The organism is Kitasatospora sp. NPDC043950 (assembly GCF_056435345.1).
The window spans coordinates 1-13,632 of record NZ_JBWKER010000049.1; the positions used below are offsets into that span (position 1 = coordinate 1).

13 protein-coding genes are annotated in these 13,632 nt (G+C 71.1%); 9 read left to right on the plus strand and 4 right to left on the minus strand.

Going from position 1 to position 13,632, the window contains the following annotated elements:
- Positions 1–115 precede the first annotated feature (115 nt).
- From mshD to pstB, 8 genes are all read left to right on the plus strand, one after another.
- A complete protein-coding gene (gene mshD / locus AC07BF_RS28335; protein ID WP_363586540.1) occupies positions 116–1,078 on the plus strand; it encodes a mycothiol synthase in 963 nt (320 codons plus the stop codon).
- A 321-nt stretch (positions 1,079–1,399) separates the two neighbouring features.
- Entirely contained in the window at positions 1,400–3,577 is a 2,178-nt protein-coding gene (locus AC07BF_RS28340) for an RNA degradosome polyphosphate kinase (RefSeq protein WP_363586586.1), read from the plus strand.
- Positions 3,578–3,680: 103 nt separating this feature from the next.
- Positions 3,681–4,769 (plus strand): CHAD domain-containing protein, encoded by a 1,089-nt coding sequence (locus AC07BF_RS28345; protein ID WP_363586541.1) that lies wholly within the window; start codon positions 3,681–3,683, stop codon positions 4,767–4,769.
- Between the two features lie 52 nt (positions 4,770–4,821).
- The gene (locus AC07BF_RS28350) at positions 4,822–5,280 is read left to right on the plus strand and encodes an NUDIX hydrolase (protein ID WP_400808967.1); all 459 of its coding nucleotides are present in this window, start codon (positions 4,822–4,824) and stop codon (positions 5,278–5,280) included.
- A gap of 243 nt (positions 5,281–5,523) precedes the next feature.
- Entirely contained in the window at positions 5,524–6,654 is a 1,131-nt protein-coding gene (pstS, locus tag AC07BF_RS28355; protein WP_363586542.1) for a phosphate ABC transporter substrate-binding protein PstS, read from the plus strand.
- 149 nt (positions 6,655–6,803) lie between these two features.
- On the plus strand, positions 6,804–7,781 hold the full coding sequence (pstC, locus tag AC07BF_RS28360) for a phosphate ABC transporter permease subunit PstC (protein ID WP_363586543.1): 978 nt from the start codon (positions 6,804–6,806) through the stop codon (positions 7,779–7,781).
- Positions 7,778–8,854, plus strand: a complete 1,077-nt coding sequence (gene pstA / locus AC07BF_RS28365; RefSeq protein WP_363624989.1) for a phosphate ABC transporter permease PstA — start codon at positions 7,778–7,780, stop codon at positions 8,852–8,854. The genes pstC and pstA overlap by 4 nt, the downstream gene beginning before the upstream one ends.
- 43 nt (positions 8,855–8,897) lie before the next feature.
- Positions 8,898–9,674 carry a phosphate ABC transporter ATP-binding protein PstB gene (gene pstB / locus AC07BF_RS28370; RefSeq protein ID WP_063348284.1) on the plus strand — a complete coding sequence of 259 codons (777 nt, stop codon included), beginning with the start codon at positions 8,898–8,900 and terminating at the stop codon, positions 9,672–9,674.
- 157 nt (positions 9,675–9,831) lie between these two features.
- On the opposite strand, the gene AC07BF_RS28375 is transcribed toward pstB, so the two are convergent.
- Complete coding sequence (locus AC07BF_RS28375; protein WP_063348283.1) at positions 9,832–10,827, minus strand: inorganic phosphate transporter; 996 nt, start codon at positions 10,825–10,827, stop codon at positions 9,832–9,834.
- A gap of 5 nt (positions 10,828–10,832) precedes the next feature.
- A complete protein-coding gene (locus AC07BF_RS28380) occupies positions 10,833–11,453 on the minus strand; it encodes a DUF47 domain-containing protein (protein WP_063348282.1) in 621 nt (206 codons plus the stop codon).
- Between the two features lie 414 nt (positions 11,454–11,867).
- Here AC07BF_RS28380 and AC07BF_RS28385 point away from each other — a divergent pair, with 414 nt between their 5' ends.
- Complete coding sequence (locus AC07BF_RS28385; RefSeq protein WP_363586545.1) at positions 11,868–12,260, plus strand: metal-sensitive transcriptional regulator; 393 nt, start codon at positions 11,868–11,870, stop codon at positions 12,258–12,260.
- 70 nt (positions 12,261–12,330) lie between these two features.
- On the opposite strand, the gene AC07BF_RS28390 is transcribed toward AC07BF_RS28385, so the two are convergent.
- Positions 12,331–12,531 carry a hypothetical protein gene (locus tag AC07BF_RS28390; protein ID WP_363586546.1) on the minus strand — a complete coding sequence of 67 codons (201 nt, stop codon included), beginning with the start codon at positions 12,529–12,531 and terminating at the stop codon, positions 12,331–12,333.
- Positions 12,532–12,727: 196 nt separating this feature from the next.
- Positions 12,728–13,627: an SCO4651 family lipoprotein gene (locus AC07BF_RS28395; protein ID WP_363624991.1), complete on the minus strand. Its 900-nt coding sequence runs from the start codon at positions 13,625–13,627 to the stop codon at positions 12,728–12,730.
- Positions 13,628–13,632: the final 5 nt, after the last annotated feature.

Below are 13,632 nucleotides of genomic sequence, written 5' to 3' on the forward strand. Positions count from 1 at the left end.
TGCAGGGGGGACCCTGTGGGAGAGTAGGACGCCGCCGAACAATCATTCACAGAGAACCCCCATCCGGGAAACCGGATGGGGGTTCTCTGCATTTCCGGTGACGTATCGTCGGGGCATGGACGATCAGACAGCGGTCATTGCGAACAGTGTGCTCCGCCCCGAGCAGCGCGACGGCGCCCTGCGCGTTCTGGCGGACGCCCAGGCGGTGGACGGCCGGGCTGCCGTGTCCGAGCAGGGCCGGCTTCGGCTGCGTTCCTCGGACACTCCGCGCCCCGGCGTGAGCCACTTCATCGAGAGCGAGCACGGCGCCGCCGTCGGTTACGGACAGCTCGAAGTCCCGGAGGGCCCCGGGGCCAACCCCGCCGCCGAGCTGGTGGTCGACCCGGCCGCCCGCGGCCGCGGCCTGGCCCGGCCGCTGGTGGACGCGGTGCTGGCACAGGCCCACCGGGCCGGCCGTGACGCGGTGGACTTCTGGGTGCACGGTGGTCACCCGGCGGCCCGGCACCTGGCCGGCCGGTACGGGGCCGAGCTGGTGCGCGAGCTGCGGCAGATGCGCCGCAGCGGGCCGCAGACCGAGGCCGTCGCCATCCCCGAGGGCGTCGAGCTCCGGACCTTCCGCCCCGGCGAGGACGACGCCGAGTGGCTGCGGTTGAACGCGCTGGCCTTCGCCCACCACCCGGAGCAGGGCTCCTGGACGGAGCGGGACCTGGCCGAGCGGCTGGCCGAGCCCTGGTTCGATCCGGCCGGCTTCTTCCTCGCCACCCGGGGCGGCAAGGTGGTCGGCTTCCACTGGACCAAGGTGCACCCGGCCACCGCCACCGAGCCTGCGCTCGGCGAGGTCTACGTGGTCGGGGTGGACCCGGCGGAGCAGGGCAGCGGTCTCGGCCGTGCCCTGACCGCTGCCGGTCTGCGTCACCTGACCGGTTCGGACGCCGGCGAGCGCGGACTGGAGACGGTCCTGCTCTACGTCGACGCCGACAATCCGGCCGCGGTGCGGGTATATGAACGACTGGGGTTCACCATCCACGAGGTGGACCTCATGTACCGCGTCCAGTACCGCGAGGACCAGGCGGCCTAGGACCCGGACAGGACCTACGGGACCGGGCAGGACCTAGCGGCTCCGGGCGGTCCGGGGCAAGAGGCCGGATGTCACCGGCCCTTGCCCCGACCGACTCAGCTTTCCTCCTGGCCATGCGGTGTTTACCGTGGATTCAATTGCTGCCGCGAAGATCACAGGATGAAGTCCGTAGTGTCTCGCTCGTGCAGAGTCGACCGCCACGCGCCGGCCGGCCCTGTACGGACCGCGCCCGGCGGGTGGGCGTTGGCCCTGGGCGAGGACGACGGCCCGCAGAGCCATTCGCGTCCGGACGACGTCCTGCTGCTGGAGGAGCTGGAGCCCATGAGCATCCCCCGCCCCGTCTCTGCCTCGCTGTCCCCGCCGGCCAGGATGTCCGGTGCGCTGGGGATACCGCCCGAGCTGCCGGCCGAGGACGAGCAGGAGTTCGACGCACTGCCGCAGGGCCGCTTCCTGGACCGCGAGCGCAGTTGGCTCGCGTTCAACGAGCGCGTCCTGGAGCTGGCCGAGGACCCTGGGATCCCGCTGCTGGAGCGGGCCAAGTTCCTCGCCATCTTCGCGAGCAACCTGGACGAGTTCTTCATGGTCAGGGTGGCCGGGCTGAAGCGCCGGATCGCGACGGGCGTCGCCCAGCGCAGCGCGTCCGGCCTCCAGCCGCGCGAGGTGCTGGACCTGATCTGGACCCGCTCGCGCGAGCTGATGGCGCGGCACGCCGCCGCCTTCCAGCAGGAGGTGCTGCCGGACCTCGCCACCGAGGGCATCGAGGTGGTCCGCTGGCCGGAGCTGGCCGAGAAGGAGCAGGCCCGGCTGCACACCCTGTTCCGGCAGAAGATCTTCCCGGTCCTCACCCCGCTGGCGGTCGACCCGGCGCACCCCTTCCCGTACATATCGGGGCTCTCGCTCAACCTGGCCGTGGTGGTGCGCAATCCGGTCTCGGGGCACAAGCACTTCGCCCGGGTGAAGGTGCCGCAGTCGCTGGCCCGCTTCCTGGAGGCCTCGCCGCAGCGTTACGTCCCGCTGGAGGACGTGATGGGCGCGCACCTGGAGGAGCTGTTCCCGGGCATGGAGGTGCTCGCGCACCACGCCTTCCGGGTGACCCGCAACGAGGACCTGGAGGTGGAGGAGGACGACACCGAGAACATCCTCAAGGCCCTGGAGAAGGAGCTGATGCGGCGGCGCTTCGGCCCGCCGGTGCGGCTGGAGGTCGAGGAGTCGATCGACCCCTACATCCTGGACCTGCTGGTGCGGGAGCTGAACATCACCGAGGCGGAGGTCTTCCCGCTGCCCGGTCCGCTCGACCTGACCGGTCTGTTCGGGATCGCCGAACTGGACCGCCCGGAGCTGAAGTACCCGAAGTTCGTGGCGGGCACCGCCCGCGGGCTGACGGACGTCGAGTCGGCGTCCCAACCGGACATCTTCGCCGCGATGCGCGAGCGGGACGTCCTGCTGCACCACCCGTACGACAGCTTCTCCACCTCGGTGCAGGCCTTCCTGGAGCAGGCCGCCGCCGACCCGGACGTCCTAGCGATCAAGCAGACGCTGTACCGCACCTCCGGCGACTCGCCGATCGTGGACGCGCTGATAGACGCGGCGGAGTCGGGCAAGCAGGTGCTGGTCCTGGTCGAGATCAAGGCGCGCTTCGACGAGCAGGCCAACATCAAGTGGGCCCGCAAGCTGGAGGAGGCCGGCTGCCACGTCGTCTACGGCCTGGTCGGGCTGAAGACGCACTGCAAGCTGTCGCTGGTGGTCCGGCAGGAGGGTGACACCCTGCGCCGCTACTCGCACGTCGGCACCGGCAACTACCACCCGAAGACCGCCCGGCTGTACGAGGACCTGGGGCTGCTGACCTCGGACCCGCAGGTCGGCGCCGACCTCTCGGACCTCTTCAACCGGCTGTCCGGCTACTCGCGCCGGGAGTCCTACCGCCGCCTGCTGACCGCCCCGCGCGGCCTGCGCGACGGGCTGGTCTCCCGGATCCACAACGAGATCGCCCACCACCGGGCCGGCCGGCCGGCGTACGTGAAGATCAAGGTCAACTCGATCGTCGACGAGGCCGTGATCGACGCGCTGTACCGGGCCTCGCAGGCCGGCGTACCGGTCGACGTCTGGGTACGCGGGATCTGCGCGATCCGGCCGGGCGTGCCGGGGCTGAGCGAGAACGTCCGGGTCCGCAGCATCCTGGGCCGCTTCCTGGAGCACTCCCGGGTCTTCGTGTTCGGCAACAACGGCGATCCGGAGGTCTGGATCGGCAGCGCCGACATGATGCACCGCAACCTGGACCGCCGGATCGAGGCACTGATGCGGATCACCGACCCGGCCCACCGGGCCGAGCTGTCCGGCCTGATCGACCTCGGGATGTCGGACGAGACCGAGTCCTGGCACCTGGGGCAGGACGGCGCGTGGACCCGCCACTCGCAGGACGCCGAGAGCCGGCCGCTGCGGCACGTCCAGGATCTGCTGATCGACTCGCGCCTGCGCCGCCGGGCCGCCGCCTCGCGCTGACGCGACCACTGATGCGAGCCGCTGGAACCGCAGGGGACCGGTTCCGGCGGTCGGCCACCAGCCCCGGGGGGACGAACCCGGGGGAACGGGGATCTACCACGCCATGACCGATGCGCCGATGACGGCCCAGGCGGCCGCCACCACGACCGCCGGGGACATCCTCTCCAGCCACCTCACCGCCCAGGCCGGCGCGTTCCTGCGCGCCCTGCCGCTGACGGTGGGCGAGGTCGGCGCCAGACCGGGGACGGCCGCGGTCGTCCCGGCGGCCGGCACCGCCGACCTGCTGCGGGCGGTCCGGCGGATCGGCGGGCTGCTGCACACCTTCGGCTCCGTCTTCGAGCAGGCCTGGGCCCAGGAATCGCGCACCGAGCTGCGCTGGCTGCTCAACCTGCTGGCGCTGGAGCCCGGTTACGTCCGCCGCTCGGCCCGGCTGCTGGGCGCGCTGGACTCGCTGAGCGGCAGCGATCCGGACGGGACGGGCATGCTGGCCGGGCACGTCGGGGCGCCCAAGGCGCGGGCGCTGCTGGACCGGCAGCTGACCCTGGCCCGGACCAGGGCGCACTCCTCGGTGCTCCAGGAGCTCCGGTCGGCCCGGCTGCACGCGCTGGCGGACCGGATGACGCTGCTGGTCGGCGACGCCCCGCTGCTGGAGTCGGCGGGCGGCCGGGCGCCCGCGGTGCTGCTGCCGCAGGCGGCCGCCGCGTTCACGGCGCTGTCGGCGAGCGCCCAGCAGCTGCCGCTGCACCGGGCGGCCACGCCGTACGGAGGTGACGGGCTGCGCCGGCTGGGCGCCGTCCCGGCGGCGCGCGGCGCGGTGGACGCGGACACGGCGCTGGCGGCCGACGACGCGCCGTGGGCACGGACGCGCATCCTGGTGAAGCGGGCCCGGTACGCGCTGGAGGTGTGCGGTCGCGGGTCCGCCGAACTGGACGAGTTGGACGGGGTGTTGGGCCGGCACCAGGAGGCGGCGGACGCCGCGGTCACCGCGGCCACCGCCGCGCGGACCCCGCGGATCACCCCGGCGACCGCCTACGTGCTGGGCGTGGTGCATGCTGATCAGCGACTGGAGGTGGAGGCGGCGCGGTACGCCTTCGGCCGCCGGTGGTCCGACCTCCCGCCCGGCCTGGACGGCTGGCCGGACCTCCCCCCTGCCGAGGGCTGGGGGCATTCCCCCGCACCACGGACGGCCTGAATTGCGCGATCGCCTGAGCACCGGGCCGGCAGCGGACGCACCCGCGACCGGGGTGGGGCACGCCCGGGTGATCCTGGCGGCGGGTGCGGTGCTGTGGCTGCCGGGACGGCCGAAGAAGAGCGGCCGGCTGGGGCGGCCGCGGATCGCGGTGATCCACCGGCCCAAGTACGACGACTGGAGCCTGCCGAAGGGCAAGCTCGACCCGGGGGAGGGAGTGGTCGCGGCGGCGCTGCGCGAGGTGCGCGAGGAGACCGGGTTCGCCTGCCTGCTCGGTCCGGAGCTGCCGGCCCAGCACTACCTGGCGCAGGGCCGGCCGAAGGAGGTGCGCTACTGGGCGGCGGTGCCGTCGAGCGGGGCGTTCCGGCCGAACCGCGAGGTGGACCGGCTGGAGTGGCTGCCCGCCGGGAAGGCCCGCGCCCGGTTGACGCACGACCGCGACCGGTTGCTGGTCGACGCCCTGCTGGCGATCCTGGGTGCGAAGCCCGTACGGGCGAGTGATCACCCTCGGTGACGGGACGGTGGAAGTGATCTCGTCGCGCCCTCGCCGTGACGCAACCGTGACTACCTGGCGTAGTTTCCTGTCATCCTTTCGAGGTTCACTCTCCGTTCACTTGTGACCGGCTGTCGTGTCACCTACCCGGCCTAACTTCGGGTTTACCGGAGGGCCGAACGGGCCCCGGACCACAGCAGAACCCGCGCCCGCCGTCCTCGCACGGCCCGCGCGACGGGCAATGCCACAGAAAGGGACACCCCTGTGAAGCTCCAGCGGAACGGCCGCTCCAAGGCCCTCGCCATCGGTGCCATGGCGCTCGTCAGCTCGCTGTCGCTCGCTGCCTGCGGCTCGGACGACAACGGTGCCAAGGCCGCCGGTGGCTCCAGCGGCTCCGCTTCGGCCGCCGCGGTCAACTGTGGCAAGGGCGGGACGCTGCTCGCTGCGGGCTCGACGGCTCAGGCCAACGCGATCGACGTGTGGAAGACCACCTACGGCGCGTCCTGCTCCGGCACCACCGTCAACTACAGCGGTGGCGGTTCCGGCGCCGGTGTGCAGCAGTTCAACCAGGGCAAGGTCGCCTTCGCCGGCACCGACTTCGCGCTCAAGCCCGCCGACGTCGACACCTCCAAGACGGTCTGCACCGGCGGCAAGGCGATCGACCTGCCGCTGGTCGCGGGTCTCGTCTCGCTGGTCTACAACGTCGACAACGTCGACAACCTGGTCCTGGACGGCCCGACCTCCGCCAAGATCTTCGACTCGCAGATCACCAAGTGGAACGACCCCGCGATCGCCGCCCTGAACCCGGGCGTGCAGCTGCCGGACGCCGAGATCCAGACCGTCCACCGCTCGGACGACTCCGGGACCTCGTACAACCTCACCTCCTACTTCGCCAAGACCTCCGGTGGCGCCTGGAGCGCCGCGCCGGACAAGGCGTGGAAGGGCAAGGGCGGCCAGTCCGCCCAGGGCAGCGCCGGCGTCTCCGCGCAGATCAAGCAGGTCAAGAACTCCATCGGCTACGCCGAGCTGTCCTACGCGCAGAGCAACAACCTCAAGAGCGCCAAGATCGCCACCGGTGCGGCCAAGCCCGTCGAGGCGACCGCGGCCAACGCCGCCCTCACCTTCGCCTCCTCCACCGTCGTGGGCACCGACGGCGACCTCGCCCTCTCCCTGGACTACGGGACCAAGGCCGACAACGCCTACCCGATCATCCTGGTGACCTACGAGATCGCCTGCGACAAGGGCAACAAGCCGGAGAACCTCGAGAACCTGAAGTCCTTCCTGACCTACGCCATCAGCGACGCCGCGCAGAAGGCGATCGGCGACAAGGGCTACGTCCCGCTCCCCGCCGCCATCAGCGACAAGGTCAAGGCCGCCGTCTCCTCCCTGGCCTGACCCGACAGGAGCACCGGTGGGACGGCCCCGTGAGCGAGGGGGGCCGGGGTCGTCCCACCGGAACGCACCGACCCAGCACCAACGTCCGGGGCACCGCCGCCATGGTGCCGTCCCCCTTCCGGGGCGGCACCACCAGACCGGAGTAGACAATGACTTCATCCTCCCCTGCCGCCCCGCGAGGCAGGGAACGCCGACCGCGCGACAGCCGCTTCGGCGACAAGATCTTCATGAACCTCGCCCGCGGTTCGGGCATCCTGCTGCTGGTCATCATGGCCGCGATCGCCGGCTTCCTGGCCTGGCGCGCGGGCCTGGCCCTCAGCACCAACGAGGGCAACTTCCTCACCACCTTCGAGTGGACGCCGGACGCCACGAAGCCGGTCTTCGGCATCGCCGTCCTGGCCTTCGGCACCCTCGTCAGCGCCGTCATCGCGATGACGATCGCCGTCCCGGTGGCCATCGGGATCGCGCTGTTCATCTCGCACTACGCGCCGCGGAAGATCGCCCAGCCGTTCGCCTACCTGGTCGACCTGCTCGCCGCCGTCCCCAGCATCGTCTACGGCCTGTGGGGCGCGCTCTTCCTGGTCCCGCACATGGACGGCCTGACCAGCTGGCTCAACCAGTACCTCGGCTGGACGTACCTCTTCGACCAGACCAAGACCGGCACCCCGCGCAACCTGTTCACCGTCGGCATCCTGCTGGCGATCATGGTCCTGCCGATCATCACGGCGGTCTCCCGCGAGGTGTTCCGCCAGGTGCCGCGGATGCAGGAGGAGGCGGCGCTCGCGCTCGGCGCGACCCGCTGGGAGATGATCCGCACCGCGGTGCTGCCGTTCGGCCGCCCCGGCATCATCTCGGCCTCGATGCTCGGCCTCGGGCGCGCGCTCGGCGAGACCATCGCCGTCGCGGTGGTGCTGTCCGCGAGCAACGTGCTCTCGCTGCACATCCTCGACGCGGGCGGCGGCACCTTCGCGCAGAACATCGCGCTGAAGTTCGCCGAGGCCGGCAACAACGGGCGCGACGCCCTGATGGCCTCCGGCCTCGTCCTGTTCGTCATCACCCTGCTGGTGAACGGTGCCGCGCGACTGATCATCGCCCGCCGCAAGGAGTACTCGGGGGCCAACGCATGACCGCGGCAACGACTTCCGTCACGGCCGACGCCCGGCCGCTCAGCCGGTCCCTGACCGCCAACCGGCTGCCCAAGTGGGCCCCGGCCGCCGTCGCGGTCGGCTCGATCGCGGTCGGCTGCGGGATCGGCGCCGCCGCGGGGCTGGAGAGCCACTTGCAGTGGGGCCTGATCTCGGCCCTGCTGTTCCTGCTGGTCAGCTACGGCGTCTCGGCCCAGGTCGAGGGCCGCCGCCAGGCCAAGGACCGGTTCGCCACCTCGGTGGTCTGGGTCGCCTTCATCCTGGCCGTCGTCCCGCTGATCTCCCTGACGGTCTACACGGTCCAGCAGGGCATCGGCGTGGTGAACGGGAACTTCCTGAGCCACTCGATGAAGGGCGTGATCGCCTCCGGCCCCGGCGGCGGCATCTACCACGCGCTGCTCGGCACCATGCAGCAGGTCGCCCTGGCCACCGCAATGGCCGCCCCGGTGGGTCTGCTGACCGCCGTCTACCTGGTCGAGTACGGCCGCGGCACGCTCGCCAAGACCGTCACCTTCTTCGTCGACGTCATGACGGGCATCCCGTCGATCGTCGCCGGTCTGTTCGTCCTCTCGCTCTGGAACATCGCCCTGGGCTTCAGCTACTCGGGCTTCTCGGGCAGCCTCGCACTGGCGATCCTGATGATGCCGGTCGTGGTCCGGTCCACCGAGGAGATGCTCAAGCTCGTCCCGAACGAGCTGCGCGAGGCCTCGTACGCGCTCGGCGTGCCGAAGTGGAAGACCATCCTGCGGATCGTCCTCCCCACCGCGATCGGTGGCATCACCACCGGCGTGATGCTGGCGGTCGCCCGCATCACGGGCGAGACCGCCCCGGTGCTGATGCTGGTCTTCGGCGCCGACGCCATCAACAGCAACCCGTTCGACGGACCGCAGCAGTCCCTGCCGATGTACATCTGGCAGCAGTACTCGGTGGTCAACAACGACTTCGGCTACGCCCGCGCCTGGGGCGCCGCGCTGGTGCTGATCGCCTTCGTGATGGGGCTCAACCTCATCGCCCGGGGCATCGCACGCTGGCGCTCGCCCAAGGGCGGACACTGAGCGACCGACTGACGTACGAAGACAGACGAGAGAAGCAACGATCATGGCCAAGCGCATCGACGTCAGCGGACTGTCCGCCTACTACGGCACCACCAAGGCCATCGAGGACATCTCGATGAGCATCGAACCCCGCTCGGTGACCGCCTTCATCGGCCCCTCCGGCTGCGGCAAGTCCACCTTCCTGCGCACCCTCAACCGGATGCACGAGGTGATCCCCGGCGCCCGGGTCGAGGGCAAGGTCCTCCTGGACGACGAGAACCTCTACGCCTCGAACGTCGACCCGGTCGCCGTCCGCCGTTCGGTCGGGATGGTCTTCCAGCGCCCGAACCCGTTCCCGACCATGTCGATCTACGACAACGTGATCGCCGGGCTCAAGCTCGCGGGCGTGCGCAAGAAGTCCGTCCTGGACGAGGTGGTCGAGCGCTCGCTGAAGGGCGCCAACCTCTGGAACGAGGTTCACACCCGGCTGAACAAGCCGGGGGCCGGCCTCTCCGGCGGCCAGCAGCAGCGGCTGTGCATCGCCCGTGCCATCGCGGTCGAGCCGCAGGTCCTGCTGATGGACGAGCCCTGCTCCGCGCTCGACCCGATCTCCACCCTCGCGATCGAGGACCTGATCGGTGAGCTGAAGTCGCAGTTCACCATCGTCATCGTGACCCACAACATGCAGCAGGCGGCCCGCGTCAGCGACCGCACCGCCTTCTTCAACCTGGCCGGCGTCGGCCAGCCGGGCAAGCTGGTCGAGCTGGACGACACCCAGCGGATCTTCTCCAACCCGTCGGTCCAGGCGACCGAGGACTACATCTCCGGCCGCTTCGGCTAGGCCGTACCCCCGCCACGAGCCGACGGACCGCGGTGTCCGGAGGCGAACGGCGAGCACACAGGCTGCTCCGCGGTGCTGCATGGCGGTGCCGCCGTGGAGCATGAAGAAGGGCCCGCCCCCGAGATGTGGGGGCGGGCCCTGTCACGTGCGGGGCCGGTCAACCCCAGAACAGGTGGGCGAACCAGTACACCAGCGCTGCGACGATGGCGGCCGCCGGCATCGTGATGAACCAGCCGAGCACGATGTTCTTGGCGACGCCCCAGCGCACCGCGCGGATCCGCTTGGTGGCTCCCGCGCCCATGATCGCCGCGGTGATCACGTGGGTGGTGGAGATCGGAGCCTTGAAGACGAACGAGGTGACGTACATGACCGTCGCGGCGGTGGCCTCGGCGGCGAAGCCCTGCGGCGGATCCAGCTCGATGATCTTGCGGCCGAGCGTCCGCATGATCCGCCAGCCGCCCGCGTAGGTGCCCAGCGAGAGCATCGTGGCGCAGGAGATCTTCACCCACACCGGGATGCCCTCGCCGGAGTGGTGGCCGGAGATGGTGAGCGCCATCACCACGATGCCCATGGTCTTCTGCGCGTCCTGCAGACCGTGCGCCAGCGCCATCGCGGCGGCCGAGGCGGTCTGGGCGACCCGGAAGTTGCGCTTGGCCTTGTGCGGGTTGGCCCGGCGGAAGATCCACAGGATCGCCAGCATCACCAGGAAGCCGCCGACCAGGCCGACCACCGGCGAGACGATCATCGGGATGACGATCTTGTCGAGGACGCCGCCCCAGATCACGTCGATGCCGCCGGCCATGGCCGCGCCCACCATGCCGCCGAACAGCGCGTGCGAGGAGGAGGACGGCAGGCCGAAGTACCAGGTGACCAGGTTCCAGGCGATCGCCCCGACCAGTGCGGCGAACAGGATCACCATGCCCCGGTCGCCGGTGGGGGTCTCGATGATCCCCTGGGAGACGGTGTGCGCCACGCCGCTGCCGAGGAAGGCGCCGGCCAGGTTCATCACCGCGGCCATCGCCAGCGCGGCCCTGGGGGTCAGCGCCCGGGTGGAGACCGAGGTGGCGATCGCGTTCGCGGAGTCGTGGAAGCCGTTGGTGTAGGTGAAGAAGAACGCAACGCCGACGACGGCGATGAGTGCTGCCATGTCCACGAGGGTCAGGACTCCTTGACGGCGATGGTCTCCACCGTGTTGGCGACGTGCTCGAACGCGTCCGCCGCCTCCTCAAGAACGTCCACGACCTGCTTGAGCTTGAGCACCTCGATGGCGTCGTACTGGCCGGAGAACAGGTGGGCGAGCAGCTTGCGGTGGATCTGGTCGGCCTGGTTCTCCAGCCGGTTGACCTCGATCCAGTACTCGGTGAGGTTCGACATGCTGCGCAGGTTCGGCATCGCCTCGGCGGTGAGCTCGGCAGCCCGGGCCAGCACCTCGATCTGCTGCTCGATCCCCTTCGGCAGCGTCTGGATGTCGTAGAGGACGACCAGGTCGACGGCCTCCTCCATGAAGTCCATGATGTCGTCCAGCGACGAGGCGAGGTTGTAGATGTCCTCGCGGTCGAAGGGCGTGATGAAGGACGAGTTCAGCTGGTGGAACACGGCATGGGTGGTGTCGTCCCCGGCGTGCTCGGCGGCGCGCATGCGCTCGACGATCTCCGCGCGGGCCGACACGTCTGATCCCAGCAGTTCCAGCAGGAGCTTCGAACCGACGACGAGGTTCTCCGCGGCGGCAGAGAACATGTCGTAGAAGCTCGTCTCCTTCGGGGTCAGGCTAAAACGCACGGAAATCTCCGATGTGCGGGGTAGGGACTGAACGATGCTAGGTGCAACCAAGCGCAATCGCGCAAACGGGGTGGTGATGGTGGAGGCGGAACCTCCTCTTCCGTTCGGCTGCCGCACCAGCTGACCCGGACCGCACACCCAGGTGCGGACGTGAGCCCCCAGTCTGACGGAACCTCGCCCGGATTGTCCCCGTGGTACGTACGGAAGACGGGGGCGCCGCTCAGACGGGTGAACCGCGCGGCGGCCCGCCCGCAGCCCGTTCGCAGACCATCCGGAACCCGTTCGCAAACCGTCCGGAACCCGTCCGGAACCCTTCGGCACATGCCGCGTCGGCCGTCGGAACACCACGGACGGCCCCGGTGTTGGACACTGGTGGCCGACGCAGCCACCAGGCATCCAGACGAAGGCGGGCCGATGACCACGACGCAAGCGCGCACCGAGCCGGACCACGGGCACGGCACCGACGCGCAGGCCGACGCACCCGCCGCCCCCGCGGCCGCCGCAGGACATCAGGGCGGGCACGGTCCGCACGGCTACAGCGCGCAGAAGGACGCCCACCTCAAGCGGCTGCGCCGGATCGAGGGCCAGATCCGGGGCCTCCAGCGCATGGTCGACGAGGACGTCTACTGCATCGACGTGCTCACCCAGGTCTCGGCCGGCACCAAAGCGCTGCAGTCCTTCGCGCTGTCCCTGCTGGAGGAGCACCTGCGGCACTGCGTCGCGGCCGCCGCCGAGGAGGGCGGTGCCGAACTCGACGCCAAGGTCGCGGAGGCCACGGCCGCGATCGGCCGGCTGCTGCGCAGCTGAGGCCGGGCCGGGCGAGCGGGTCCGGGCCGCGCACGCCCCCGGTCGCCGACACCCCCGAGCCGCGAACGCCCTACCCGTCGGCCTGCCGCCAGGCCTCGCCGTCGGTCCGCCCCGGCTCGGTCCGGTCGAGCAGCACCTCGTCGATCCGCTCGGTCGGCAGCCGGTCGCCGGTGCTGGCCGTCGCGGCGATCATCAGCTCGCCGGCCAGATCGATCTCGTCGAGGGCCGCGTCGTCGTGGCCGCCGCTGCGGCCGCCCGTGGACGACACCACCTGCACCACCCCTTCAGTGCCTCGCCAGCCCGGGCGGCAGCCACCCGACGTCCAGCCTAGGCACTTCGGAGCCCGTCCACATGGCACGGACGGGCCATCTCGACGCCGCCGAAACGGGTGACCGCCGCTCCCCGGGCGGCCACCCGCTCCGGCGGCGCCCCGGTTCGCCCCGGCGCCGGAGCCCTGCCCCGGCGGCCTACTTCGGACTTTCCGAGGGCTTCATCGCGTAGATGTCCGAGGCCGGCGGCTCGGCCGCCTCCACCGGCTTGCCGAAGTCCGTCACCGAGGTGGTCGACGTCACCTTCACCTGGTCCTTGGCCTCCTTCGAACCGGCCACCCCGGCGAAGGTGAACACCTCGACCACCTTGTGCAGCCGGCCCTGGTCGTCCAGCCAGGCGTCGTACGGGACCTCCTTCACGGTGAAGGTCTGGGCCCCCATCCGCAGGCCGTCCCCGCCGCGGCCGCCGGTCGCGTCGGCCGCCTTGGCCAGGTCCAGGGTGCCGCGGTAGTGGTGCAGCGCCACCCCGTCGACGGTCTCGGTGCCGACCGCGTCCGCCTTCTGCGCCCCGCGCAGGGCGCCCGCCGCCGAGGCCGGGTCGGTGGCGCCGCTGCTGACCAGGTTGCCGTCCGGCAGCTGGCGCACGTCCAGCTTGACCCACTTGCCCTCGGGCACCTTGGCGCCGCTGTTCTGCAGGTAGACGGTGCCCGGCAGGACCACCTCGACGATCTTCCCGGTGGTCGCCGCGCCCGGCGGCACCTGGACCTCCAGTCGGCCGATCCGCTTCACGTAGTCGTAGCCGCCCGTCCCGGTGAAGACGGCCTTCTTCTCGGACGACTCGGTGACCAACTCGGTGGCGGTGTGCGCGGAGCCGGTGCGGCCGGTGATGTCGGCGGTGTTGCGCACCGCCGTCAGCGGGTCCGCGGCGAGCTGGTCGGGGGCACCCGACTGCTGGTCGGAGGAGCCGCCACCGGAGCCGGCCGCGCAGCCGGCGGACAGGCCGGCCAGGGCGGCGGCGAGCAGGGCGGCCCCGGCCGCCGAACGCAGATGCGGCCGCGGACGGCGCCCCGGCCGTCCGCCACGCTGCTGGTCGGTCATCTTCA

Bases quoted from the DNA above. Each gene is read 5' to 3' on its own strand.
- pstC (WP_363586543.1), top strand. From the start codon at position 6,804: ATGACTTCATCCTCCCCTGCCGCCCCGCGAGGCAGGGAACGCCGACCG.
- pstA (WP_363624989.1), top strand. From the start codon at position 7,778: ATGACCGCGGCAACGACTTCCGTCACGGCCGACGCCCGGCCGCTCAGC.
- AC07BF_RS28340 (WP_363586586.1), top strand. From the start codon at position 1,400: ATGAGCATCCCCCGCCCCGTCTCTGCCTCGCTGTCCCCGCCGGCCAGG.
- pstB (WP_063348284.1), top strand. From the start codon at position 8,898: ATGGCCAAGCGCATCGACGTCAGCGGACTGTCCGCCTACTACGGCACC.
- AC07BF_RS28345 (WP_363586541.1), top strand. From the start codon at position 3,681: ATGACCGATGCGCCGATGACGGCCCAGGCGGCCGCCACCACGACCGCC.
- AC07BF_RS28395 (WP_363624991.1), bottom strand. From the start codon at position 13,627: ATGACCGACCAGCAGCGTGGCGGACGGCCGGGGCGCCGTCCGCGGCCG.
- mshD (WP_363586540.1), top strand. From the start codon at position 116: ATGGACGATCAGACAGCGGTCATTGCGAACAGTGTGCTCCGCCCCGAG.
- AC07BF_RS28385 (WP_363586545.1), top strand. From the start codon at position 11,868: ATGACCACGACGCAAGCGCGCACCGAGCCGGACCACGGGCACGGCACC.